Annotated in this window: 21 protein-coding genes and 1 tRNA gene; 11 read left to right on the plus strand and 11 right to left on the minus strand. The window is 62.4% G+C overall.

Annotated elements, in window-relative coordinates; genetic code table 11:
- The first annotated feature begins 114 nt into the window (after positions 1 to 114).
- Both QC815_RS11900 and QC815_RS11905 read left to right on the plus strand, forming a co-directional pair.
- Positions 115 to 1,182, plus strand: coding sequence for an efflux RND transporter periplasmic adaptor subunit (locus tag QC815_RS11900; RefSeq protein WP_230448213.1), 1,068 nt, complete (start codon positions 115 to 117; stop codon positions 1,180 to 1,182).
- Positions 1,182 to 4,295 (plus strand): efflux RND transporter permease subunit, encoded by a 3,114-nt coding sequence (locus tag QC815_RS11905; protein ID WP_310539932.1) that lies wholly within the window; start codon positions 1,182 to 1,184, stop codon positions 4,293 to 4,295. Before QC815_RS11900 ends, QC815_RS11905 begins: the two co-directional genes overlap by 1 nt.
- Before the next feature lie 88 nt (positions 4,296 to 4,383).
- On the opposite strand, the gene QC815_RS11910 is transcribed toward QC815_RS11905, so the two are convergent.
- Positions 4,384 to 4,809: a DUF3617 domain-containing protein gene (locus QC815_RS11910; RefSeq protein ID WP_230448211.1), complete on the minus strand. Its 426-nt coding sequence runs from the start codon at positions 4,807 to 4,809 to the stop codon at positions 4,384 to 4,386.
- Between the two features lie 114 nt (positions 4,810 to 4,923).
- Here QC815_RS11910 and QC815_RS11915 point away from each other — a divergent pair, with 114 nt between their 5' ends.
- Positions 4,924 to 5,133 (plus strand): zinc ribbon domain-containing protein, encoded by a 210-nt coding sequence (locus tag QC815_RS11915; protein WP_230448210.1) that lies wholly within the window; start codon positions 4,924 to 4,926, stop codon positions 5,131 to 5,133.
- A gap of 8 nt (positions 5,134 to 5,141) precedes the next feature.
- On the opposite strand, the gene QC815_RS11920 is transcribed toward QC815_RS11915, so the two are convergent.
- The 4 genes from QC815_RS11920 to QC815_RS11935 form a co-directional block, all read right to left on the minus strand.
- The gene (locus QC815_RS11920; protein ID WP_230448209.1) at positions 5,142 to 5,981 is read right to left on the minus strand and encodes an ABC transporter permease subunit; all 840 of its coding nucleotides are present in this window, start codon (positions 5,979 to 5,981) and stop codon (positions 5,142 to 5,144) included.
- The gene (locus tag QC815_RS11925) at positions 5,978 to 6,889 is read right to left on the minus strand and encodes an ABC transporter permease subunit (protein WP_230448208.1); all 912 of its coding nucleotides are present in this window, start codon (positions 6,887 to 6,889) and stop codon (positions 5,978 to 5,980) included. Before QC815_RS11925 ends, QC815_RS11920 begins: the two co-directional genes overlap by 4 nt.
- 37 nt (positions 6,890 to 6,926) lie before the next feature.
- The gene (locus QC815_RS11930; protein WP_310539935.1) at positions 6,927 to 8,108 is read right to left on the minus strand and encodes an ABC transporter ATP-binding protein; all 1,182 of its coding nucleotides are present in this window, start codon (positions 8,106 to 8,108) and stop codon (positions 6,927 to 6,929) included.
- Positions 8,109 to 8,213: 105 nt separating this feature from the next.
- Complete coding sequence (locus QC815_RS11935) at positions 8,214 to 9,317, minus strand: polyamine ABC transporter substrate-binding protein (RefSeq protein WP_230448206.1); 1,104 nt, start codon at positions 9,315 to 9,317, stop codon at positions 8,214 to 8,216.
- A gap of 328 nt (positions 9,318 to 9,645) precedes the next feature.
- Between QC815_RS11935 and ahpC the strand changes: the two genes are divergently transcribed.
- Entirely contained in the window at positions 9,646 to 10,209 is a 564-nt protein-coding gene (ahpC, locus tag QC815_RS11940; protein ID WP_310539937.1) for an alkyl hydroperoxide reductase subunit C, read from the plus strand.
- A 216-nt stretch (positions 10,210 to 10,425) separates the two neighbouring features.
- The gene (gene ahpF / locus QC815_RS11945; RefSeq protein WP_310539939.1) at positions 10,426 to 11,982 is read left to right on the plus strand and encodes an alkyl hydroperoxide reductase subunit F; all 1,557 of its coding nucleotides are present in this window, start codon (positions 10,426 to 10,428) and stop codon (positions 11,980 to 11,982) included.
- A 34-nt stretch (positions 11,983 to 12,016) separates the two neighbouring features.
- On the opposite strand, the gene QC815_RS11950 is transcribed toward ahpF, so the two are convergent.
- Complete coding sequence (locus tag QC815_RS11950) at positions 12,017 to 12,583, minus strand: bactofilin family protein (RefSeq protein WP_310539941.1); 567 nt, start codon at positions 12,581 to 12,583, stop codon at positions 12,017 to 12,019.
- A gap of 210 nt (positions 12,584 to 12,793) precedes the next feature.
- On the opposite strand from QC815_RS11950, the gene QC815_RS11955 reads away from it, so the two are divergent.
- A complete protein-coding gene (locus QC815_RS11955; RefSeq protein WP_310539943.1) occupies positions 12,794 to 13,369 on the plus strand; it encodes a bactofilin family protein in 576 nt (191 codons plus the stop codon).
- Position 13,370: 1 nt separating this feature from the next.
- Here the strand turns inward: QC815_RS11955 and QC815_RS11960 are convergent, their stop codons facing one another.
- Genes QC815_RS11960 through hemA form a run of 5 tightly spaced genes read right to left on the minus strand, consistent with a single transcriptional unit; the run spans position 13,371 to position 17,902 of the window.
- Complete coding sequence (locus QC815_RS11960; protein WP_230448201.1) at positions 13,371 to 14,120, minus strand: HesA/MoeB/ThiF family protein; 750 nt, start codon at positions 14,118 to 14,120, stop codon at positions 13,371 to 13,373.
- 3 nt (positions 14,121 to 14,123) lie between these two features.
- Positions 14,124 to 14,624 carry an Lrp/AsnC ligand binding domain-containing protein gene (locus QC815_RS11965; RefSeq protein WP_230448200.1) on the minus strand — a complete coding sequence of 167 codons (501 nt, stop codon included), beginning with the start codon at positions 14,622 to 14,624 and terminating at the stop codon, positions 14,124 to 14,126.
- Positions 14,625 to 14,646: 22 nt separating this feature from the next.
- Positions 14,647 to 15,504, minus strand: a complete 858-nt coding sequence (prmC, locus tag QC815_RS11970) for a peptide chain release factor N(5)-glutamine methyltransferase (RefSeq protein WP_310539947.1) — start codon at positions 15,502 to 15,504, stop codon at positions 14,647 to 14,649.
- On the minus strand, positions 15,504 to 16,592 hold the full coding sequence (prfA, locus tag QC815_RS11975; RefSeq protein ID WP_230448198.1) for a peptide chain release factor 1: 1,089 nt from the start codon (positions 16,590 to 16,592) through the stop codon (positions 15,504 to 15,506). Before prfA ends, prmC begins: the two co-directional genes overlap by 1 nt.
- On the minus strand, positions 16,589 to 17,902 hold the full coding sequence (hemA, locus tag QC815_RS11980; protein WP_230448197.1) for a glutamyl-tRNA reductase: 1,314 nt from the start codon (positions 17,900 to 17,902) through the stop codon (positions 16,589 to 16,591). The genes prfA and hemA overlap by 4 nt, the downstream gene beginning before the upstream one ends.
- 202 nt (positions 17,903 to 18,104) lie before the next feature.
- Between hemA and QC815_RS11985 the strand changes: the two genes are divergently transcribed.
- The 5 genes from QC815_RS11985 (at position 18,105) to QC815_RS12005 (ending at position 22,557) form a co-directional block, all read left to right on the plus strand.
- On the plus strand, positions 18,105 to 19,859 hold the full coding sequence (locus QC815_RS11985) for a tetratricopeptide repeat protein (protein WP_230448196.1): 1,755 nt from the start codon (positions 18,105 to 18,107) through the stop codon (positions 19,857 to 19,859).
- Between the two features lie 65 nt (positions 19,860 to 19,924).
- The gene (gene lolB, locus QC815_RS11990) at positions 19,925 to 20,593 is read left to right on the plus strand and encodes a lipoprotein insertase outer membrane protein LolB (RefSeq protein ID WP_230448195.1); all 669 of its coding nucleotides are present in this window, start codon (positions 19,925 to 19,927) and stop codon (positions 20,591 to 20,593) included.
- Positions 20,594 to 20,604: 11 nt separating this feature from the next.
- Complete coding sequence (gene ispE, locus QC815_RS11995; RefSeq protein WP_310539951.1) at positions 20,605 to 21,453, plus strand: 4-(cytidine 5'-diphospho)-2-C-methyl-D-erythritol kinase; 849 nt, start codon at positions 20,605 to 20,607, stop codon at positions 21,451 to 21,453.
- A 29-nt stretch (positions 21,454 to 21,482) separates the two neighbouring features.
- Positions 21,483 to 21,557 (plus strand) — tRNA-Gln (locus tag QC815_RS12000).
- A gap of 58 nt (positions 21,558 to 21,615) precedes the next feature.
- A complete protein-coding gene (locus QC815_RS12005; protein ID WP_230448193.1) occupies positions 21,616 to 22,557 on the plus strand; it encodes a ribose-phosphate pyrophosphokinase in 942 nt (313 codons plus the stop codon).
- Positions 22,558 to 22,648 lie beyond the last annotated feature (91 nt).

Consider the following 22,648-nt stretch of genomic DNA (forward strand, 5'->3'; position numbering starts at 1 on the left):
CAGCATTTGTACAATCAAGCCGTGTCAATCGCGGCTCGTCACTAGCTGGCCGCTACCCACACTGCTTGACGTCATTATTCAGCGCAGGCGGTATCACGCACTACAGAGAGCCCTATGCCTTTATTCTGTCGCCGCCTGTTCGTCTTGCTGCTGCTAACCACAGCGCCGGGCCTGGCCCTCGCGCAATCCACCCACAGCGTTATCGGCGTGCGTGCCGTTATCGCCCCCTGGTCTGACCCTATCGAGGCGCTGGGTACGCTGCGCGCCGATGAAAGCATGACGCTCTCCGCCACCGTTACCGACACCATTGCCGAGATTACCTTTGAGGATGGCCAGCGTGTGACCCAGGGGGATCTGCTGATCCGCCTTCAGGACGCCGAGGAACAGGCACGCCTGCGGGCCGCCCAGGCCCTGCGCGACGAACAACGCAACGCCCTGGGGCGGGCCACCGAGCTGCAGAACCGCAACCTGGCCGCACGCGCAGACGTCGAGGACAACCAGTCCCGCGTTGACCAGGCCGAGGCGGAGATTGCCGCCTTGCGCGCCCGTCTCGAGGATTACCAGCTCAGGGCCCCGTTCAGCGGCCGGGTCGGCACCCGCAACATCAGCCCCGGCGCCCTGGTGACGCCGGGCATGGATCTGATCACCCTCGACAAGCTGGACGTCATGAAACTGGATTTCAGCGTCCCCGAGGCGTACCTCGGCCGGCTTGCGCCGGGCTTGTCGCTGAGCGCCACCACTGCCGCCTTTCCGGACGCGGTGTTTGACGGCGAGATCGCAAGCCTGGGCACGCGGGTCGACCCGGTGACGCGCAGCATTGGGGTGCGCGCTGAAATCGCCAATCCCGACGAGCGCCTGCGCCCCGGCATGCTCATGGAAGTCGTGGTACGCCAGCAGCCCCGGGAAAGCGTCGTGCTGCCCGAGGCGGCCATTCAGCCCGATGGCAATCGTCACTATGTCATGCTGATCGACGACCACGACACGGCCCCTCTGCTGCGGCGACAAAGCGTCGACATCGGCGAGCGCCGGTCGGGCGAGGTGGAAATTGACGCCGGCGTATCAGCGGATGACGTTGTCGCCGTGCACGGCCTGCAACGAGCGCGGGACGGGCAAGCGGTTCGGCTTCTCGGGTTGATCGACGACGCGACCGGGGTTCGCGACTTGCTCGAGGCGGACCGCTGATGCGTTTATCGGATATCTCGGTCCAGCGTCCGGTACTGGCGGTGGTCATGGCGGCGCTGATCATTGCCTTCGGCTTGCTGGCGCTGGACCGCCTGCCGCTTCAGGAGTATCCCACCGTCGACCCGCCGGTGGTGAGTATCGACACCCGCTATCCCGGTGCATCGGCAAGCGTGGTGGAAACCCGGATTACCCAGGTACTCGAAGACCGCATCGCCGGCGTCGAAGGCATCGAGCTGATCACCTCGGAAAGCGAGGATGGCCGCTCGCGTATCGATATCGAGTTTGCCCTGAGCATGGACATCGACGCCGCCGCCAACGACGTGCGTGACCGCATCGGCGGCGCCCTGCGCAACCTGCCCGACGACGCCGAAAACCCCGAGGTCAGCAAGGCCGACAGCAGCGAGGAGGTGGTGGTCTGGCTGAGTCTTTCCGGGGAAGGCTACTCGATGACAGAGCTCACCGATTACGCCAACCGCTTTCTGGTCGACAGCCTCTCGGTACAGCCGGGCGTCGCCAGGGTGAGGGTGGGCGGTGGCCGCGACTATGCCATGCGGGTATGGATCGATCGCAACGCCATGGCGGCTCGCAACCTCACCGTCGGCGATATTGAAGACTCGCTGCGGGCCGAGAACGTCGAGCTGCCCGCCGGGGCCATCGAGTCCGAGGACCGGCAATTCATCGTGCGTCTGCCGCGTACCTTCGAAACCGCCGATGACTTCCAGGCGCTGCCCCTGATGGAAGGGGATGACGGTTATCTGGTGCGCCTGGGGGATGTCGCCCGGGTCGAGGTCGGCTCCGTTGAAGATCGCACGGTATTTCGCGCCAACGGGGTGCCCATGGTGGGACTGGGCATGATCATGCAGTCCACCGCTAACGTGGTCGAACTGTCCGAGGCGGTGCAGCAGGAGCTCGGACGCCTTCAATCGACCCTGCCCGAGGGCATGTCCCTCAGCTTGAACTATGACACCTCGGTGTTTGTCTCCGGGGCGATCAAGGAAGTCGCCTTCACCCTGCTGGTGGCCATGGTGCTGGTCATCGTGGTGATGTTTCTGTTTCTGGGCAACCTGCGTACCACCCTGATTCCCGCCGTCACCGTGCCCATCGCGATTATCGGCGCCTTTACCGCGCTTGCAGTCATGAATTTCTCGATCAACCTGCTCACGCTGCTCGCCCTGGTACTGGCGATCGGGCTGATCGTCGACGATGCCATCGTCGTGCTGGAGAACATCAACCGGCGCATGCACGACGAAGGCGAAACACCCCTGGTCGCGGCGTTTCGCGGCACCCGCCAGATCGCCTTCGCGGTGATCGCCACCACGCTTGTGTTGATCGCCGTGTTCGTACCGCTCAGCATGCTGCAAGGCGATATTGGCCGTTTGTTTTCCGAATTTGCGCTGACCATGGCGGCGGCGGTCGCCATCTCCACCCTGCTGGCCCTTACGCTGACCCCGATGATGGCGTCCAAGATCCTCTCGCCGCGCATGCACGACAGCCGCCTTTCCAAAGCGGTTCAGCGCATCATGCGCAGCGCCCAGCGCGGCTACCGGGCCCTGCTCGAAGCCCTGCTAGCCCGGCGCCACTGGGTGGTGGCGGTGTTCGTGCTGCTGATGGCGATGACCGCCTGGCTGAGCCAATTACTGCCTAACGAATACACACCTCAGGAAGACCGCGGTAACTTCATCGTGCTGGTCAACGGACCGGAAGGCGCCACCTTCAACTACATGATGGATTACATGGACGAAATCGAGGCCCGCCTGACGCCCATGGTCGAAAGCGGCGAGCTCGAGCGGGTGTTGGTGCGCGCCCCGCGCGGCTACGGCAACATTGAAAACTTCAACAGCGGCTTCATCATCGTCAACATGGCCGAATGGGGTGCGCGGCGCAGCGCCTGGGCGATCATGGACGACGTTCGAGCGGCGCTCGGCACCCTGCCCGGCGTTCAGGCGTTTCCCGTCATGCGCCAGGGCTTCGGCCAGCGCACCCAAAAGCCCGTGCAGTTCGTGCTCGGCGGCGGCACCTACGAAGAGCTGGCCGAATGGCGCGACCGGCTGATCGACCATATCCGCGACGACAACCCGCGTATTCGTGCCCTTGAAAGCAACTACAATGAGACCCAGCCCCAGCTCAACGTTGACATAGACGAGCAACGCGCCGCTGACCTGGGCGTCACGGTGAGCGAGATCGGCCGCACCTTGGAAGTCTTGCTCGGCGGACGTAACGTGACACGCTACGTGGATAACGGCGAGGAGTACGACGTCATCGTCGAAGGGGATCGCGCGAGCCAGAACAGTCCGCGCTCGCTGGATAACATTCAGGTTCGCTCGCTGCGCTCGGGTGAGCTGATTCCGCTGGCAAGCCTGGTGACGCTGAGCGACGCCGCCGGTGCCAGCACCCTGAACCGTTTTGACCGCGTACGCTCGATCACCATCGAAGCCAATCTGGCGGATGACTATTCGCTGGGCGAAGCGTTGGAGTACCTTGAGCAAAGCGCCGACGACCTGCTCCCCGAAGACGCCCAGACCAATGTTGCCGGGGCGTCGCGGGACTTCCAGAACGCCAGCGGCGCCACCACCTTCCTGCTGGTGTTCGGCGCGCTGGTGGTGTTTCTGGTGCTGGCCGCGCAGTTCGAAAGCTTCATCCACCCCTTCGTCATCATGCTCACGGTGCCTTTGGCCATGAGCGGAGCGCTGTTGGCATTGTGGATCACCGGCCAGTCGCTGAACATCTACAGCCAGGTGGGGCTGGTACTGCTGATCGGCCTGGCGGCCAAGAACGGCATCCTGATTGTCGAGTTCGCCAATCAGCTGCGCGATGAGGGACACGCATTCCGCCACGCCCTGGTCGAGGGCGCGGTCACGCGCCTGCGGCCTATCCTGATGACCGCGATCACCACCATGGCCGGGGCTATTCCGCTGATCGTTTCCAGCGGCCCCGGCGCCGAGTCCCGCTACGTCATCGGCGTCGTGATCATGGCCGGCGTCGGCGCGGCGACGCTGTTCACGCTGTTTGTCGTGCCGGTCGCCTACGACCTGCTGTCCCGGCATAGTGGCTCGCCCGGTGCCGTCAAACGCCGGCTGGAACGCGAAATGGCCGACGCGCCCCCGGAGCGTTAACCAGCAAGGCGCACAGGATCGCGGATCCTGCATGCAAAAGGGCGCGCCGGTCAGGCACGCCCTTTGCTAAATCAGATCCCGCCTTGGATCAGCAGTCGCCCAGGCGCTCACCGTCAATGCGGGTTTGCATGTTCAGCTCGCCCATGGGCGATTGGGTCTGGATATCGACGGTGCCTTCGATACGCTCGCCCTTGAACTGCATGTCGCCGTCAATGTTGGCTTCACCGCCGTCTGCCCGGCACACCATGCTGTAGGAAAGGCCGTCAGCGCTGGTGTCCTGGTCGAGCAGCTCGCAGCCTTCCTCTTCTTCGATAAAGCCCAGGTTGGCATCCTCCAGGTCTTGTTGGGTAATGCACTGCTGCTCGGTGTCGGTTTGCTCCGGAATCGGCATGTCGCCGCTCACCGTGGTGGTGCTGACGAACTCCCACTCGCCTGGGGTAATGTTGGGTGTTTCCGCCCATGCGGCTACCGGCAAGGCCAATAAGGCCGCTAAGGCCACCTGTCGTAACATCATCGCTGCTCTCCTTTGCGTTTATAAAACGGCGTTTCGCCTACCAGATCCCACACGTCGATGCCTCTTGGTGACACGGCTGTTACACTGAAAAGCCACGCTTAGAAGGATCGCACCATGCAAGAAGATACCTTGGTAGAGTATGACGCCTACTGCCCCTACTGCGATACCTTGTTAACACTATTGATTGATGCCTCCCAGGGTAGCCACGTGACCTGGGAAGACTGCCATCAGTGCTGCGCCCCCATCCAGCTGGCCATCGAAGTATCGCTGGTCACCGGCGAGCTGGAAAGTGTTCGCGTAGGCAGCGACGACGATGTTCTCTGAGCAATGCCTCAGGGAACGGCGCCTTTTAGCGCCTGCTGGCGCTTGGCTTCGTTACGCCGCATCAGGTACCAGGCTAGCAGCGTCGCCAGCGATACCGTCAGAATGATCAGCGTCGCCAGGGCGTTGATCTTGGGCGACACGCCCATGCGAACCGACGAGAACACCACCATCGGCAGCGTATTGGCCCCCGGCCCCGAGACAAAACTGGCGATCACCAGGTCATCCAGCGACAGCGTGAAGGCCAGCAGCCAGCCCGCTACCAGCGCCGGTGCGATCACCGGCAGCGTCACGCAGAAAAAGGTCTTCATGGGTGGCGACCCCAGGTCCATCGCGGCTTCCTCGATCGACGGATCAATTTCGCGCAGCCTGGCGGCCACCACCACGGCCACGTAGGCGCTGCAGAAGGTGGTATGGGCAATCCAGATGGTCGCCATGCCACGGTCGGCCGGCCAGCCGGTGATCTGGGCCATCTGCACGAACAGCAGCAGCAGCGAAAGCCCGGTGATCACCTCGGGCATCACCAGGGGCGCGGTGACCATCGTGGACAGCGCCGTCTTACCGCGAAACCGCCCGTAGCGGGTCATCACGAACGCCGCGATGGTGCCCAGGCACACCGCCATGCTGGCGGACAAAAATGCGATGCGCAGGCTCATCCAGATGGCCGAGAGGATCTGTTCATCGCGGAACAGCTCGCCATACCACTGGGTGGAAAACCCCGACCATACGGTGACCAGCTTTGAGGCGTTGAAGGAGTACACCACCAGCACCAGCATCGGCACGTACAGGAACAAAAGCCCCATCACCAGCATCACGCTGGTAAAGCGAATACGCGGTCTGGCAAGGCTCATTCGTTGAACTCCCGGGACTGATAGCGGTGGAACCAGACGATGGGGATCAACAGCAGCAATAGCATGACCATCGCCAGCGCCGACGCCACCGGCCAGTCGCGATTGTTGAAGAACTCCTGCCAGAGCACCTTGCCGATCATCAGCGTATCCGGTCCGCCCAGCAGCTCGGGAATCACGAACTCGCCGACGGCCGGAATAAACACCAGCATGGAACCGGCAATGATACCCCCCATGGACAGCGGCAGGGTCACCTTGATGAAAGTGTTCAGCTTGCGCGAGCCGAGGTCGGATGCTGCCTCGAGCAGCGCGTTGTCCAGGCGGGTCAGATGGGCGTAAAGCGGCAGCACCATGAACGGCAAGTAGGCATAGACGATGCCGATGATCACCGCAAACTGGGTATTCATCATGCGCAAGGGAGCGTCGATCAGCCCCAGGCCCAGCAGCAGGTTATTCAACAGGCCGCTGTTGCCGAGAATCCCCATCCAGGCATAGATGCGGATCAGAAACGAGGTCCAGGACGGCAGCATCACCAGCAGCAACAGAATCATTTGCCAGCGCGCGCTGGTGCGCGCCATGGCGTAGGCCATGGGATAGCCGATCAGCAGACACACCAGCGTGGCGATGAAGGCGGTTTTCAGCGACCCCCAGTACGCCGCCACATACAGCGAATCCGACGCCAGGAACAGGTAATTGCCCAGGTTGAGGGCAATATTCAGCGTCTGGTCGACGTACTCGACCAGGGCACCGTAAGGCGGCACCGCGATGGCTGCCTCCGAGAGGCTGATCTTGAGCACCAGCACGAAGGGCAGCAGAAAGAACAGCGTCAGCCATACCAGCGGCAGCGCGATGACCGCGCGCCGACCCAGCTGCCAGCGCTTCAGCATGGCGGACAAGCGAGCAGGCATCATCTAAGGCATTCTCCTCGGATCGGTAAGGCATCCACAATTAACGATTCAGCACGATGGCGCTGTGATCTTCCCAGTGCACATACACCCGGTCTTCCCAGGTGGGCCGGTCACCGCGCCGCTCGGTATTGGCCATGCTGACCTTGATGAGCTGGCCACTCGGGGTGCGCACGTAGTACAGCGAGAATCCCCCCAGATAGGCGATGTCCTCCACCACGCCGGCGCTCCAGTTATGCGCCGAACCTGGCTGTTCGCGGGTCAGCCAGATCTTCTCGGGGCGCAGCGCCGCCCATACCCGGCGGTCAACGGCCTGGGTGGTGATGCCGTGGTCGATGTAGATCGGCCGTTCAAGCAGCGGCGAGACGATCTTGCAGTGGTCGGCGGCGTCTTCGACGATCTCGCCCTCGAAAAGATTCACCGTGCCGACGAACTCGGCCACCATGCGGCTCACCGGGCTTTCGTAGATATCGATCGGCGAGCCCACCTGCTCGATCCAGCCGTCGGCCATGATCGCCACGCGGTCGGCCATGGTCATGGCCTCTTCCTGGTCGTGGGTGACCATGATGCACGTCACGCCGACCTGCTCGATGATTTCGACCACTTCCAGCTGCATCTCGGTGCGCAGCTTCTTGTCCAGCGCCCCCATGGGCTCGTCAAGCAGCAGCAGCTTGGGCCGCTTGGCCAGCGAACGAGCCAGCGCCACACGCTGGCGCTGGCCGCCGGACAGCTGGTGGGGTTTACGCTTGGCAAACCGCTCCATGTGCACCAGCTTGAGCATATGGGCCACCCGTGCCTCGATATCGGCCTTGGGTAACCTGTCCTGCTTCAGGCCAAAGGCGATGTTCTGGGCCACGCTCAGGTGCGGGAACAGCGCATAGGACTGAAACATCATGTTGATTGGCCGCTTGTGCGGCGGCATGGCGGTGATATCGTCACCGCCGAGCAGAATGCGCCCCTCACTGGGCGTTTCAAATCCGGCCAGCATGCGCAACAGCGTCGACTTGCCCGACCCGGAACCACCCAGCAGGGCAAAGATCTCACCGCGCTTCACCTGGAGATTGACGTCATCTACCGCCAGGGCATCATCAAAGCGCTTGCTCAGCCGCTTGACCTCCAGCACGACGTCATCCGCAAACCGAGGCGTCTTGCCCTGGGCACGCAGCGCCGCGACATTGGCGGAGGGTGTGGATGACGCATCGTTCGATAGGGGCGTAGTTGCCATTCGCCACTCCCATCAAGAAGCCCGGTATACCGGGCAATCAAAAAGCGAACAGCGAGCCCAGGCTGGCGCGTAAGGTGCCTGGACTCGCCGTCGGAGGAACGTATCTTAGCGACCGGATTTTACGCGGTTCCAGATACGGGTGCGAGCGCGCTGGATATCCTGGGGCTTTTCAACCTGAACGTAGAGGTTATCCATTACCTCGGTGTCCGGATAGATGGCGGGATCGTTGAGAATCTCGTCGGACAGATATTCATCCGCCGCGGCGTTGGGGTTAGCGTAACGCACGTACTCGGTAATATCGGCGGCGATTTCCGGGTCGAGGATAAAGTTGATGAAGGCGTGAGCATTATCCGGGTTGGGCGCATCGGCAGGGATCGCCATCATGTCAAACCACAGCGCCGCGCCCTCCTTGGGAATGCTGTAGGCAATCTCGAAGTCGCGCCCGGCTTCTTCGGCCCGGGCGGCGGCCTGGAAGATATCGCCCGAGTAACCCGCCGCGACACAAATGTCGCCGTTGGCCAGATCCGACACGTAGCGCGACGAATGGAAGTAGGTCATGTCATCGCGAACCTTGGCGAGCAGTTCACCGGCCGCTTCCAGATCTTCGCGGCTTTCATTGGTCGGATCCAGCCCCAGATAAACCATTGCGGGCGACAGCATTTCATCGCCGGAATCCAGCATCGACAAGCCACAGCCGGCTTCGCTCAACTGACCGGTAATTTCCGGGTCAAACAGTAGCGCCCAGCTATCAACGGGCGCGTCGTCACCCAGGATGTCCTTGACGCGATCGACATTGTAGCCAATGCCGTTGGTTCCCCACATGTAAGGCACCGAGTACTGGCTGCCCGGATCCACCTGTTCAAGGTTCTCCATCAGCTTGGGATTCAAGTGCTTCAGATTGGGGAGCTTGTCGTGATCCAGCGGCTGATAGACATCGGCTTTCATTTGCCGCGTGAGGTAGTAGGTGGACGGCACCACTACATCATAGCCGGAACGGCCTGACAGCAGCGCTGCGTCGAGGATTTCGTTGCTGTCGAACACGTCATAGGTGACGTCGATGCCAGTACGCTCGGTGAATTTTTCCAAGGTGTCGGGCGCGATATAGTCGGACCAGTTATAGACGCGCACTTCCTCGGCGTGGACAGTGGTTGCCGCTGCGGCAAGTGAAATGGCCGCAACGGCCCCGGAAAGTTTGTGGATGTTCCCCATGGATCTACTCCTTATCCTTAGTGATACGAACGATGACCCCGGACATGCCGACTTCAAGACCCGTCCGTTCGTCGCCCCGAAGCTGACCGTGCGAATTCTGCGGCGCGGGATCCGCTATCGCAAGCCAATGCGCAAAAATTATTGCGCTTGTGTCCGGCCAACCCACCACAAGCGTAGTGCAAGCGGTCGCGTTGGCTGATGGCAAAGGACATGATAGCCCAGCACTATTGCCATCATGGTTTTTTCCAATTTTGACCCTTCAGCATCCACCTTTAGTCTAATTATTAGCTTTATCTACTGTTATTCGTCACCAATGGAGGTCATCCGAATGTCATTGATCAACACTGAAGTTAAACCGTTCAACGCAACCGCTTACCTGAACGGTGAATTCGTTGACGTTTCCGACGCCGATCTCAAGGGTCAGTGGAGCATCTTCTTCTTTTATCCGGCCGACTTCACCTTCATCTGCCCGACCGAGCTTGGCGATCTGGCGGACAACTACGACGCCTTCAAACAGCTCGGCGTCGAAATCTACAGCGTGTCCACCGATACGCACTTCACCCACAAGGCATGGCACGACAGCTCCGAGACGATCGGCAAGCTGCAGTTCCCCATGATTGCCGACCCCACGCTGCGCATTTCGCGCAACTTTGAAGTACTGATCGAAGACGCAGGCCTTGCCGAGCGCGGCACCTTCGTTGTCGACCCCGACGGCAAGATCCAGATTGTTGAAATCAACGCCGGCAATATCGGTCGTAACGCCGAAGAGCTGCTGCGCAAGGTCAAGGCCGCCCAGTACGTGCGCGCCAACCCCAACGAAGTCTGCCCTGCCAAATGGCAAGAAGGCGAAGAAACCCTGGCGCCGTCGCTGGATCTCGTCGGCAAGATCTAAGCCGGCGCCAGCCCCCCATCGCCAGGTTCCAACTGCGCCAGACACCCGGGCATCGCCCCGGGTGTTGCTGTCTGGCGCTGTGCCTTGCCTGTGCCTGTGCCTGTGCCTGTGCCTGTTGCTCAGCCAACCCAACTGGCGGCGACGTATTAAAGGCTCAGGAAACGGCTGAACCAATCAACGTTACTTACCCTTGTTAGCTACGAGGTCGTCTCGATCATGCTCGACGCCAATCTCAAAAATCAGTTAAAAGCGTATCTGGAAAACGTCACGCAGCCGTTGGAAATTGTCGCGTCGCTGGATGACGGTGACAAGTCACGCGAACTGCTCGGCCTGCTGCAGGAGATCAGCGGCTTGAGCGACAAAATCAGCCTGTCCACCGAAGGCCATGATGCGCGCACGCCCTCCTTCGCCATCAACCGACCCGGCGAAGACACCGGAGTGGTGTTTGCGGGCATCCCCATGGGTCACGAGTTTACCTCGCTGGTGCTGGCGCTGCTTCAGGTGGGTGGCCACCCGCCCAAGACCAGCGACAAGGTGCTCGACCAGATCCGCGCCCTGGATCGCGAGCTGGTCTTTGAAACCTACTACTCGCTGTCATGCCAGAACTGCCCCGACGTGGTTCAGGCGCTCAACCTGATGGCAATCTTCAACCCCCATGTCCGCCACGTCGCCATCGACGGCGCGCTTTTCCAGGACGAGGTGGAAGCCCGCGAGATCATGTCGGTGCCGAGCATCTACCTCAACGGCGAACCGTTCGACCAGGGCCGTATGACCCTCGAGCAGATTCTGGCCAAGGTGGATACCGGCGCGGCCGAGCGCGAGGCCAAAAAGCTCAGCGAAAAAGCCGCCTTCGACACCCTGGTGATTGGCGGCGGCCCCGCCGGCGCCGCCGCCGCCATTTACTCGGCGCGCAAGGGCATCAATACCGGCATCGCCGCCGAGCGCTTCGGCGGCCAGGTCGCCGATACCCTGGGCATCGAGAACTTCATTTCGGTCACCCATACCGAAGGGCCCAAGCTGGTCAGCGCGCTCGAAGAACACGTCAAGGATTACGAGGTTGACGTGATGAATCTGCAGCACGCGACCTCGCTGAAGGCTGCGGACACCAATGGCGGCCTGCACGAAGTCACCCTCGCTTCCGGCGCCACGTTGAAAAGCAAGACCCTGGTATTGGCCACCGGGGCGCGCTGGCGGGAAATGAACGTTCCCGGTGAACAGCAGTACCGTAACAAGGGCGTGGCGTACTGCCCACACTGCGACGGGCCGCTGTTCAAGGGCAAGCACGTGGCCGTGATCGGCGGTGGCAACTCGGGCGTTGAAGCAGCGATCGACCTGGCGGGCATCGTCGGCCATGTGACGCTGATCGAATTCATGGGCGACATGCGCGCCGATGCCGTTCTGCAGAAAAAGCTCAAGAGCCTGCCCAACGTGGATATCATCCTCAATGCCCAGACCACCGAGGTCAACGGCGACGGCAGCCGTGTCAACGGCCTGACCTACAAGGATCGCACCACCGATGACATCAAGCACCTGACGCTGGAAGGTATCTTCGTGCAGATCGGCCTGGTGCCGAATACCGAATGGCTGAAAGGCTCGCCGGTGGAGATGAACCCCCACGGCGAAATTATCGTCGACGGCCACGGCATGACCTCAGTACCGGGTATTTTCGCGGCGGGGGATGTCACCACCGTGCCCTACAAGCAGATCGTCATCGCCATGGGCGAAGGGGCCAAGGCCTCGCTGGGCGCCTTTGACTACCTGATTCGTCAATAACGGTTCTGAAACCGCAAACGTCACGCCAAGCCCGCTACTCGGCGGGCTTTTGCTCGGGGAAGACAACGCTCCCTCCCTGACCGGGCAGCACGCTACCGTTGACGCTGGCCCCCGCATGGCAGGCAAAGCTGCTGGTCGAGATCGTCCCGCGCACCTTGGCGCCCGACATCAGCGTCAATCCCTCGCTGGCGTTGATGTCACCTTCCAGATGCCCCGCGACAACGATGTCAGCGCCCTCCAGGCTGGCATTGACGACGCTGTTTGAAGCAAGCTGGATGGATTGATGTCTCGCCGTGACCGTGCCAACCACCCGCCCCTTGATCGATACACGCTCGTCAGCCGTAATATCGCCGTGAATTTGAGTGGCAGCGCCTAGATGACTGCCGTTTTGCCGGTTCTCGAACGCCGCGTCGGCGACAGGAGCGTGCCGCGCCTGGTCGGGCGTCGACGCGGGCACCGATTCATGATCATGCACGGCGCCAGCGCGCTGGGGTGAGTCCTCGCCTGGCGCCCGGTGTCTTTTCTTTTTGCGCTTGCCGTCCAGTATGATCATCGTCATCACGACAACGCCGCTGACCATGAGCCATGTTTCCATCACCATGAGATGCAATGCCCTCTGTCTTTAAATGACCATTGCCTGTTATAGACAGTCAGCCGCCAGGCCAGCGTCAAGAATACCCGGCGAGTAAGCGGGTATCTTGACGCTTTGACTTGGCGACGCACGGCGTACATTGATATACGCATGCATGCTCATGGCGTCAGCCTCGATGGCGCCGGCACCTTACTGTTTCCAAACCGACAGGAACGTCCCATGTTCAGTAAAACCAAACCCGCTGATGCCAAGCACGACACAGCCTACGGCGACACCAAGACCGCCTCCATCGAGCCGACCAGAAGCCTGCCTGGTGCTTCCCGCCAAAGCAGCTCGGTGATTGGCAGCAGCACCCAGGTACACGGTGATATCAACAGCGACGAAGACCTCACCATCGAGGGCCAGGTCACCGGCACCGTCACCTGCAAGCAACACACCGTCACCCTGGGCAGCGATAGCAGCCTGCACGGCGATGCTTACGCGCATACGCTGCGCGTATCGGGAACCGTCGAAGGGCATCTGGTTGCGCTGCACAAGACCACCGTTCATGCAGGCGCGAATGTTACCGGCACCATCACCACGCCTTGCCTGGTGCTGGAAGACGGCAGCCTTTTCCAAGGCAATATTGATATGAACCCCGATAACGATATCTTTACCAGCGTGTTCACATCACAGCAGCCAGCCAATATGCCCAGCAGGACATCACGAGACCACAAGCGCTCAGCCGAAGACGAGATCACGGCCCACGCTCACGATGCGCAAACCAGCGAAGCCGACGCCGAGGACAGCCACTAGGTCAGCGAGCACATACCGGGCAGGCAGGATCACGCGGCACGTTGAAATGCCGCCATTGACCGTTCAGGGCGTCAAACAGCGACAGCCCCTGATGCACGGCCCCGGCACCACTGAGCAGCTTGAAGGCCTCGACCGCCTGAAAGCAGCCGATAACGCCCACCAGCGGTGCCATCACGCCGCTTTCGGCGCAGCTAAGAGCCTCGTCACCCTGGCCATCGGGGGGATACAGACATGCATAGCAAGGGGCTTTTGCGTCGCGCGGATCAAACACCGCCAGCTGGCCTGAAAAACGGATAGCCGCCCCGGAAACCAGTGGCACCCCGGCTTTTTGCGAAGCGGCATTGATGGCGTAGCGGCTCGAAAAGCGATCGGTACAGTCGAGCACCACGTCGGCGGTGGCGACCAGGCGCTCAAGCGACTCGCCCTCGGCGTGTTCCGCCACGGCGCTCACCCGGCACTCGGGATTGAGCGCTTCCAGGGTGGCCTGGGCGGACTGCGCCTTGTTCTGACCGAGGCTTGCCTGCTGATGGGCGATCTGGCGCTGCAGATTGGACAGCTCGACGCTATCCGCATCCACCAGGGTAATGTGGCCGACACCCGCCGCCGCGAGATACAGCGCCGCCGGCGACCCAAGCCCTCCGGCGCCGATAATCAGCGCGTGGCTATCGATCAGCCGCTCCTGACCGTCGATTTCCACCTCCGGCAGCATGACCTGGCGGCTATAGCGCAGCAGCGCGGCGTCATTCATCATCGGTCACTTTTCCTCGAATTCCTCGACGTCGGGCACATGCAGGCTGAAGCTTTCCTTCACCTCCTCCATGACCACGTAACTTTTCGATTCTTTGACGCCCGGCAGGGTCAGGACGACATCGCCGAGCAGCTGACGGTAGGCCGACATTTCCGGAATACGGCATTTGAGAATGTAGTCGAACTGTCCCGACACCAGGTGGCATTCCTGGATTTGCGGTAGCTTTTCGACGGCGCGACGAAATTCGTCGAAAACCGCCGGCGACTGGGTTTCCAGGCTGATCTCGACGAAGACCAGCAGGTTGGCCTTGAGGGACTGCGGGTCGAGAATCGCTTGATAGCCGCGCACGATACCCGCCTTCTCGAGCCGCTTGACGCGCTCCAGACAGGGCGTAGTGGAAAGCCCCACTTCGGTGGCCAGATCCACATACGAAATCCGCGCGTTTTCCTGCAGGCAGCGCAGGATCTTCAAATCGATACGGTCCAGCGTTCTATTTTTTGCTTTCATGGCAGGATCCATTGCTGATGAATCAGGCGATTGACGAAAAACATCCTAGCGTAACGCGTTCATGACCCGCCAGGTCACGAAGGCTTTCAACGTTTTGGTAGCCTGCCTGGCACATCGCGTCGCGGAGCGCGGCGGCCTGACCGTAGCCGTGTTCGAGCATCAGCCAGCCGGCGTCAGCGAGATACGCTGTCGCCGTCACGACAAGATGCAGCAGATCGGCCATGCCGCCGGCCTCGGCCACCAGGGCAGAAGCGGGCTCGAAGCGCACGTCACCCTCTCGCAGATGGGGGTCATCGGCGGCGATATAGGGCGGGTTGCTGACGATGATATCGAACGTAACCTCGGCATGAGGTGGGGCAAAGGCGCTGAACCAGTTGCTTTGCAGGAAACTGACATGGCCAAGCCCCAGCTTGTCGGCATTGCGCTTTGCCAGTGCGACGGCATCGGGCATCAGGTCAACGCCGGTAACCTGCCAATGGGGGCGCTCGCTGGCAAACGCCAGGGCAATCGCCCCCGTTCCCGTCCCGATATCCAGCAGCCGTCCGCCCGTCTGCGGGGCGCGGCGCAACGCCGCCTCCACCAGCGTTTCGGTATCCGGCCTGGGAATCAGCGTGTCCGACGAGGTGGCAATGGGCAAGCCCCAGAACTCCCGCTCACCGATCAGGTAGGCGACGGGGCAACCCTGGGCACGAGCAGCAACCAGCGCATCGAAACGCGCGTGCTGCCACGTTGAGCAGGGCTTGTCGCCCCAGGTATACAGCCAGGTACGATCGCGCGCCATGACGAACCCGAGCAGCACCTCGGCGTCGACCCGGGCACTCGGTGACCCGGCCCGGGCCAGCCGTTCGGTGGCCTTGAAGAGCAGCGCATCCAGCGTCATCAGGCGCTCTGCAGCGCGGACAGCTGCTCCGCTTGATACTCATGGATCAGCGGATCAATCACGTCGTCGAGCTGCTCGCCGCTGACCACTTCGGTGAGCTTGTAGAGCGTCAGGTTGATACGGTGATCGGTGATCCGCCCCTGGGGGAAATTGTAGGTGCGGATACGTTCGCTGCGGTCGCCCGACCCCACCAGCGAACGGCGGGTATCGGCCTGGTCCTGGCGCTGGGCGTCCTGGGCGCTCTGCTTGAGCCTGGCGGCCAGCAGCGACATCGCCTTGGCACGGTTCTTGTGCTGGCTGCGCTCTTCCTGGCATTCCACGACCACGCCGGATGGCAGGTGGGTAATGCGGATCGCCGAGTCGGTGGTGTTGACGTGCTGACCGCCCGCCCCGCTGGAACGGAAGGTATCGACGCGCAAATCACCGGCATTGATATCCACATCGCCCACATCATCGACTTCGGGCATCACCGCCACGGTGCAGGCCGAGGTGTGAACTCGCCCCTGGGATTCGGTGGCGGGGACGCGCTGCACGCGGTGCGCACCCGACTCGAATTTCAGGCGGGCATACACGCCGTCGCCCTTGATCCGCGAGATGATTTCCTTGTAGCCGCCCTGCTCGCCGTGGCTGGCACTGACGACTTCCACGCGCCAGCCGCGCTTTTCGGCGTAGCGCGAATACATGCGAAACAGATCACCGGCAAACAGCGAGGCTTCGTCGCCGCCCGTGCCGGCGCGCACCTCCAGATAGACGCCGCGACCGTCGTCCGGATCCTTGGGCACCAGCAGGCGCTTGAGCTCGACATCCAGCGCTTCCAGCTGTTCGCGTCCGTCATCGATTTCCATCTCGGCGAGCTCGCGTATCTCCGGATCGCTGTCGCGGCTCAGCTGTTGCGCCGCCTCGATATCCTTTTCGATCCGGCAATAGCGCTGCCAGGCAGCCACCAGCTCGTCGAGCTCGGCGTATTCCCGCGAGTAATCGCGGAAGCGTTTTTGATCGTGGATTACCTCGGGATCAGACAGCAGCATTGACAGCTCTTCAAACCGGTCGGCGAAACTGTCCAAACGTTGACGCAGTGTTTCTTTCATGCGGGCGTATCATCCTTCTGGCGATTGGCCGTCGGTGCCGGTGGTTTCTCGAAGGCGGGCTTGGGCGGCATCAGTAGGCGCGGCGCCGCCTCCAGTAGCGCATGGTCTTCCTGAGAGGCGGCATCGCGCAGCGTCTGGGTCGGCTGATGCATCAGCCGATTGGCCAGCTGATGGGCAAGACGCTCGACGACCTTGGTGGGATCCTCTCCGCGCGCCAGCCGCTCCAGCGCCTGGTCGCGCGCCGTATCGCGCAACGCCTCTCCGTGGCGGCGATAGCCACGAATGAGCTCGCCGCCATGGCGAATGCGTCGCTCATGCTGCCAGCCGCTCACACCATGCTCAATCAGCGATTCCGCCTGGTCGGCGGCGACCTGACGATGGCGGCGGTTTTCCTGAATGACTTCTTCCAGGTCATCGACGGTATACAGGAACACATCGGCAAGTTCGCCCACTTCCGGCTCGATATCCCGTGGAACGGCAATGTCGACCATGAAGACCGGACGATGGCGGCGCTTTTTCAGCGCGCGCTCGACCATGCCCTTGCCGAGAATGGGCAACGGCGCCGCCGTCGAGGAAATGACGATATCCGCCTCTTCCAGCGCGGCGGGGATTTCCGGCAGGGTAATCGCCTTGCCCCCCAGCGGCGCGGATATCTTCTCGGCCCGCTCGCGGGTACGGTTGGCCACCGTCAGCTTGTGCACGCCGGCTTCATGGAGATGCCGGGCAACCAATTCGATGGTTTCTCCCGCCCCGATAAGCAAGGCTCGGGAGCGTCCAAAATCGTCGAAAATCCGGCTTGCCATGCTAACCGCCGCGTAGGCTACCGATACCGGGTTTTTACCGATGCCGGTTTCGGTGCGCACCTGCTTGGCAACGGCAAAGGTGTGCTGGAAGAGCCGCTCGAGCTCGCTGCCCAGCCCCTGGGCTTCGCGGGCCTGCTGGTAAGCCTCTTTCAACTGGCCGAGGATCTGCGGCTCGCCGAGCACCATGGAATCCAGTCCCACGGCCACGCGCATCAGATGGCGTACCGCTTCATTATCCAGGTAGTGATAGGCACAGCGGGTCAGCTCTTCGACCTTCAACTGATGAAAACGGCTCAGCCAGTCAAGGACGACCTGCTCGCCCGCCGCATCGGTGACGCAGTAAAGCTCGGTGCGGTTGCAGGTCGACAGCACCGCCGCCTCGCTGATTTGCGGCATCGCACGCAGTTCCGCCAGCGCGTGATCCAGCTGCGCCGGTGTAAAGGCCACCTGTTCGCGAACGGCGACGCTGGCGGTGCGATGATTGATTCCCAGGGCAAGAAGCGTCATGGGGTATATGTCTTCGCTAGTGTGTCGGTCTTCACGTCAATTTGGGCTTGCTCTGGCAAGTCTAGGCAGCGATGGTGAGGGCGAATCGCCTCTCAATAAAGTGCGTTATCTTAACACAGCACGGAATGATCTGGCGCACACCACTTTGCCGCAGGCGGACAAGCCGCTATGCTGAGCGCTCGGCCACCTGATTGAGACCCGCATGCCACCACGTTTGCTGCTATGTTCCCTGGCCGCCATCACGCTGACCGTGAGCGGCTGCCAGCTGTCGCCCAATGCCCAGGACGAGCGCCTGCCGTTCACCGACGACCCCATGCGCAACGCCCCACCCATCGAGGATGGCCTGGATGCCCGCGGCCTGAGCACGCTGCTGGAAGCGGAATTTGCCGGCCAGCGCGGCGACTTCAGGCGCGCAAGCCAGGGGTATCTGGACGCCGCCCGGCGCTACGGCGCCGAAGCCCTGGCCGAACGCGCCACCTTCGCGGCCCGCTTCAGCGACGACGACGGCCTGATCGAAGACGCCGCCAAAGGCTGGCAGGCCCTCAACCCCCAGGCCGACACACCCAACCGGCTGCTCGCCGCCCTCGCACTGCAGCAGGGCGACTGGCGGGAGAGTCTGGAGCGGCGACTGGCGCTGACCGCCTCCAATCAGGACGGTGAGCTAACCGCGTTTGCCGAAACGGCGATCGCCGAGCAGGCCCCGCTCGAGACGCTGCTGCAGCGGCTCGCCGAGCACCTGAACCAGACGCCGTCCAGCGACCCCGCGCAGCGCGCCGATGCGCTGCTCGCTGCGGCCCTCTGGGAAGCCGCCCTGGGACGCACCGAACAGGCCGGCCGTTACCTTGAGCAGGCGTCGGGCCTCACCGAGCGGCCATCGCTGCTGCTGACCGAGGGCCAACTGGCGATGGAAACCGGCGACCCCGCCAGGGCACGCCAGGCCGCCCGCCAGGGCATGCAGGACAACCCGGACGACGTGCGCTTCTTGCTGCTGCTTGCCCAGGCCGAGATCCGCCTCGACAACCTGGACGCCGCCCAGCAGCAGACCGATGCGCTGCTGGAACGCCATACCGGCAGCAATGCGCTGCGCGTCTCCCTAGCCCAGCTGTATCTCGATGAGGGCCATGCCGGCCCGGCACAGCGCCTTCTCCAGCCGCTGGTCGGCAACGACGACACGCCCAGCCTGGCCTACTATCTGCTCGGCGTGATCGCCCAATCGGAGGGCGACACCGACACGGCGCTGCTCTACTACCGCCAGGTGGACGGCGGCGAAGCGTTCATCCCTGCCCGCGCCACTGCCGCACAGATGCTGATCGACGACGACCGGCTGATCGACGCGCGTGCCTTCCTGCGTGTCGAGCGCATGCGCCATGAGGATTACTTTACCGAGCTGGTCAAGCTCGAAGTCCAGCTGCTCGACGAACGGGGCCAGACCGCCGACGCCGACGCCCTGCTGGGCCGCGAGCTTATGCGTACGCCGGACGATACCGATCTGCTCTACCTGCGAGCCATGCGCGCCTGGGAGAAGGGTGACGTTGAGCAGATGGAAGAGGATCTGCGCCATATTCTGCGCATCGAACCCGACAACGCCGTGGCACTCAATGCGCTGGGCTATACCCTGGCGGATCTGAACCTTCCCAGCCGTCTCGAGGAAGCCCGCGAATTGATCGAACGCGCCTACGCGCTTGACGGGGATAACCCGGCGGTTCTCGACAGCCTGGGCTGGGTACATTATCGCCTGGGCAATCTGAAAGAAGCCCTGACCTGGCTCGAACAGGCCTACGCCCGCATGCCCGATCAGGAAATCGCCGCGCATCTAGCGGAAGTACTCCACGCCCTCGAGCGCAGCGACGAAGCGCGCCAGGTCATCCACGACCTGCAGCAGCGCACCCAGGATCACCCGGCGATTGACGGCTTGATCCAGCGCTATCCTGAACTCGACCCGGCCAGCCGCCTCTAAAAGGGCCCGGGGCCCGCCTCATGTATGCGCCGGCCCTCGACCGAACCACTGACAAGGAGTCCGACATGCCAACCTCTTCCGCCGCGACAGCAGCGCCCACCCGGTCGCTGCGCCGTATTTCAAGACTGGCGGCCTGCGCGGCCGTCGTTTTTCTGGCCGGGTGTGCAAGCCAGGCTCCCCAGGACGACGGTGGCCGTCAGTCCGGCGACTGGGACGACCAGAAGGCCGAGGTCGAGACCTTCGAGACCTGGACACTGGTGGGCAAGGCCGGGCTGCGCACGCCCGAAGAGAACACCAGCGCCAATCTCGACTGGAACCAGCACCCCTACTATTTTCGCATGTTGATCAGCGGCCCCTTTGGCGGCGGACGCACCGTGCTCGAAGGTCGTGAAGGACGTTTTTCGCTTTCCAACAGCGACGGTCGCTTTGAAGCCGAAAGCCCGGAAGCACTGATGGAAGAACAGCTTGGCTGGGCCCTTCCCGTCAGCGCCATGCCCGACTGGGTGCGCGGACTGCCCGGCGACCATGACAGCTACCAGCTGGAAACCGACGAGCTTGGCTTCCCGAGCCATCTCAAACAGGACGGCTGGGACATCGACTACCGCGACTGGGAACGGTTCGAAGGCATGTGGCTACCGCGCCGCCTGGTCATGAACTATAACGATATCCGCATCACCCTGGTGGTCAACGAGTGGCGCGCCATGGGCGATGAAGACCCGCGCGAAGGCGAATAAGCCAAGTCCCTATGACGACGTTAACGCTTCCCGCGCCCGCCAAGCTGAATCGGCTGTTGCACATCACCGGCCGTCGCGAAGACGGCTACCATACGCTTCAGACGCTGTTTCAGATCGTCGATCTCTGCGATCAGCTGTCGCTGACGGCCCGCGAAGACGGCGAGATCCAACTGGTCAACCGCGTGCCAGGCGTGGCTGACGACGACAACCTGATCGTGCGGGCCGCCCGCCTGCTCCAACGGGCCAGCGGCACACGTCAGGGCGCCACGCTGGCACTGGATAAATCCCTGCCCATGGGCGGCGGGCTCGGCGGCGGCAGCTCCGATGCGGCCACAACGCTTGTGGGACTCAACGCGCTCTGGCAGCTCGGGTTTTCCCTGGAGGAACTGGCCGCGCTGGGGCTCTCGCTGGGTGCCGACGTGCCGGTATTCGTCCATGGCCATAGCGCCTGGGCGGAAGGCGTCGGCGAGCAGCTCACGTCGGTCAGCCTCGATACCCCCTGGTTCGTGATCGTTCACCCCGGTGTCAGCGTCTCGACCGCCGCGGTGTTCCTGGACCCGCAATTGACACGCGACAGCCGCCCCATTACTATGGCGCGCGCACTGCAGGGGGGAGCGCCGGAGTGGCGTAACGACTGCGAGGCCGTGGTCAAACGGCGCTATCCAGCCATTGCGGAAGCGCTTGACTGGCTATCGCAGCATGCACCGAGTCGGTTGACCGGCACAGGTGCCTGCGTGTTTGCGGCATTCGACGATGCGCAAACGGCATACGCAGTTGCCGAGGCGGCGGGCCATCACGGACACGCCTGGGTAGCACGCGGACTCAACACCTCTCCTCTACATGATGCTTTGGGTTGCTGAATCGCCCGGTCATTGCAATAGGTTATTGCTGGGGTATCGCCAAGTGGTAAGGCACCGCTTTTTGGTAGCGGCATTCCCAGGTTCGAATCCTGGTACCCCAGCCAACCTGACGCTAACCAGCGGTTTTCTCCCTGATCCCCAACACTGCAAAGGTGGCTGCGCGTGTCAAAATTGATGGTTTTCGCCGGGAATGCCAATCCCGAACTCGCTCAAAAAATTGCCGAGAGCTTGGACAGCCGGATGGGTAATGCCACGGTGGGTCAATTCAGCGACGGTGAGATCGCAGTCGAGATCAATGAGAACGTGCGCGGTAAGGATGTGTTCATTCTGCAATCCACCTGTGCGCCAACCAATGATAACTTGATGGAGCTGATCCTGATGGTCGACGCCCTGCGGCGCGCCTCAGCCACTCGCATCACGGCCGTACTGCCCTACTTTGGCTATGCCCGCCAGGATCGCCGCGTGCGCTCGGCTCGGGTACCCATTTCCGCCAAGGTGGTGGCCGACATGATGGTCAAGGGCGGCGTTGACCGCGTCATGACCATGGACCTGCACGCCGATCAGATCCAGGGGTTCTTCGACGTGCCGGTGGATAACGTTTACGGGTCGCCGATCCTGCTCGACGACATCGAGCGCCAGAACTACAGCGATCTCGTCGTGGTCTCCCCCGACGTGGGCGGCGTTGTCCGCGCCCGCGCCATCGCCAAACAGCTCAACGCTGACCTTGCCATCATCGACAAGCGTCGCCCCCAGGCCAACCAGGCCCAGGTGATGCACATCATCGGTGAAATCGAAGGCCGTACCTGCGTGGTGGTCGACGACATGATCGACACCGCCGGGACACTCTGCAAGGCCGGCGAAGCGCTGAAAGATCACGGTGCCAAGCGCGTTGTCGCCTACGCGACGCACCCGATACTGTCCGGCCCGGCCGTCGACAATATCACCAACTCGGTACTCGACGAAGTGGTGGTGACCGACACCATCCCGCTCTCCGACACAGCGCGGCGCAGCGGCAAGATTCGTCAGTTGAGTGTTGCCGGCCTGATCGCGGAAGCCATCCGCCGGGTCAGCAATGAAGAATCCGTCAGCGCGATGTTCCACTGATCGTCTGACAACACGGCCCACTAACGGGCTCCCGGGAACGTCGTCGTCTGGTCGCGGACGGCGGCGTTTCCTTACTTAAACCAAGAGGCAC

Origin of the sequence: Vreelandella gomseomensis (assembly GCF_031451645.1) — a bacterium.
In the GTDB taxonomy this organism is placed as follows: domain Bacteria; phylum Pseudomonadota; class Gammaproteobacteria; order Pseudomonadales; family Halomonadaceae; genus Vreelandella; species Vreelandella gomseomensis.

What these genes read in the sequence shown, in the direction of transcription:
- QC815_RS11900 (WP_230448213.1), top strand. Translation starts at nt 115, where the DNA reads ATGCCTTTATTCTGTCGCCGCCTGTTCGTCTTGCTGCTGCTAACCACA.
- QC815_RS11905 (WP_310539932.1), top strand. Translation starts at nt 1,182, where the DNA reads ATGCGTTTATCGGATATCTCGGTCCAGCGTCCGGTACTGGCGGTGGTC.
- QC815_RS11910 (WP_230448211.1), bottom strand. Translation starts at nt 4,809, where the DNA reads ATGATGTTACGACAGGTGGCCTTAGCGGCCTTATTGGCCTTGCCGGTA.
- QC815_RS11915 (WP_230448210.1), top strand. Translation starts at nt 4,924, where the DNA reads ATGCAAGAAGATACCTTGGTAGAGTATGACGCCTACTGCCCCTACTGC.
- QC815_RS11920 (WP_230448209.1), bottom strand. Translation starts at nt 5,981, where the DNA reads ATGAGCCTTGCCAGACCGCGTATTCGCTTTACCAGCGTGATGCTGGTG.
- QC815_RS11925 (WP_230448208.1), bottom strand. Translation starts at nt 6,889, where the DNA reads ATGATGCCTGCTCGCTTGTCCGCCATGCTGAAGCGCTGGCAGCTGGGT.
- QC815_RS11930 (WP_310539935.1), bottom strand. Translation starts at nt 8,108, where the DNA reads ATGGCAACTACGCCCCTATCGAACGATGCGTCATCCACACCCTCCGCC.
- QC815_RS11935 (WP_230448206.1), bottom strand. Translation starts at nt 9,317, where the DNA reads ATGGGGAACATCCACAAACTTTCCGGGGCCGTTGCGGCCATTTCACTT.
- ahpC (WP_310539937.1), top strand. Translation starts at nt 9,646, where the DNA reads ATGTCATTGATCAACACTGAAGTTAAACCGTTCAACGCAACCGCTTAC.
- ahpF (WP_310539939.1), top strand. Translation starts at nt 10,426, where the DNA reads ATGCTCGACGCCAATCTCAAAAATCAGTTAAAAGCGTATCTGGAAAAC.
- QC815_RS11950 (WP_310539941.1), bottom strand. Translation starts at nt 12,583, where the DNA reads ATGGTGATGGAAACATGGCTCATGGTCAGCGGCGTTGTCGTGATGACG.
- QC815_RS11955 (WP_310539943.1), top strand. Translation starts at nt 12,794, where the DNA reads ATGTTCAGTAAAACCAAACCCGCTGATGCCAAGCACGACACAGCCTAC.
- QC815_RS11960 (WP_230448201.1), bottom strand. Translation starts at nt 14,120, where the DNA reads ATGATGAATGACGCCGCGCTGCTGCGCTATAGCCGCCAGGTCATGCTG.
- QC815_RS11965 (WP_230448200.1), bottom strand. Translation starts at nt 14,624, where the DNA reads ATGAAAGCAAAAAATAGAACGCTGGACCGTATCGATTTGAAGATCCTG.
- prmC (WP_310539947.1), bottom strand. Translation starts at nt 15,504, where the DNA reads ATGACGCTGGATGCGCTGCTCTTCAAGGCCACCGAACGGCTGGCCCGG.
- prfA (WP_230448198.1), bottom strand. Translation starts at nt 16,592, where the DNA reads ATGAAAGAAACACTGCGTCAACGTTTGGACAGTTTCGCCGACCGGTTT.
- hemA (WP_230448197.1), bottom strand. Translation starts at nt 17,902, where the DNA reads ATGACGCTTCTTGCCCTGGGAATCAATCATCGCACCGCCAGCGTCGCC.
- QC815_RS11985 (WP_230448196.1), top strand. Translation starts at nt 18,105, where the DNA reads ATGCCACCACGTTTGCTGCTATGTTCCCTGGCCGCCATCACGCTGACC.
- lolB (WP_230448195.1), top strand. Translation starts at nt 19,925, where the DNA reads ATGCCAACCTCTTCCGCCGCGACAGCAGCGCCCACCCGGTCGCTGCGC.
- ispE (WP_310539951.1), top strand. Translation starts at nt 20,605, where the DNA reads ATGACGACGTTAACGCTTCCCGCGCCCGCCAAGCTGAATCGGCTGTTG.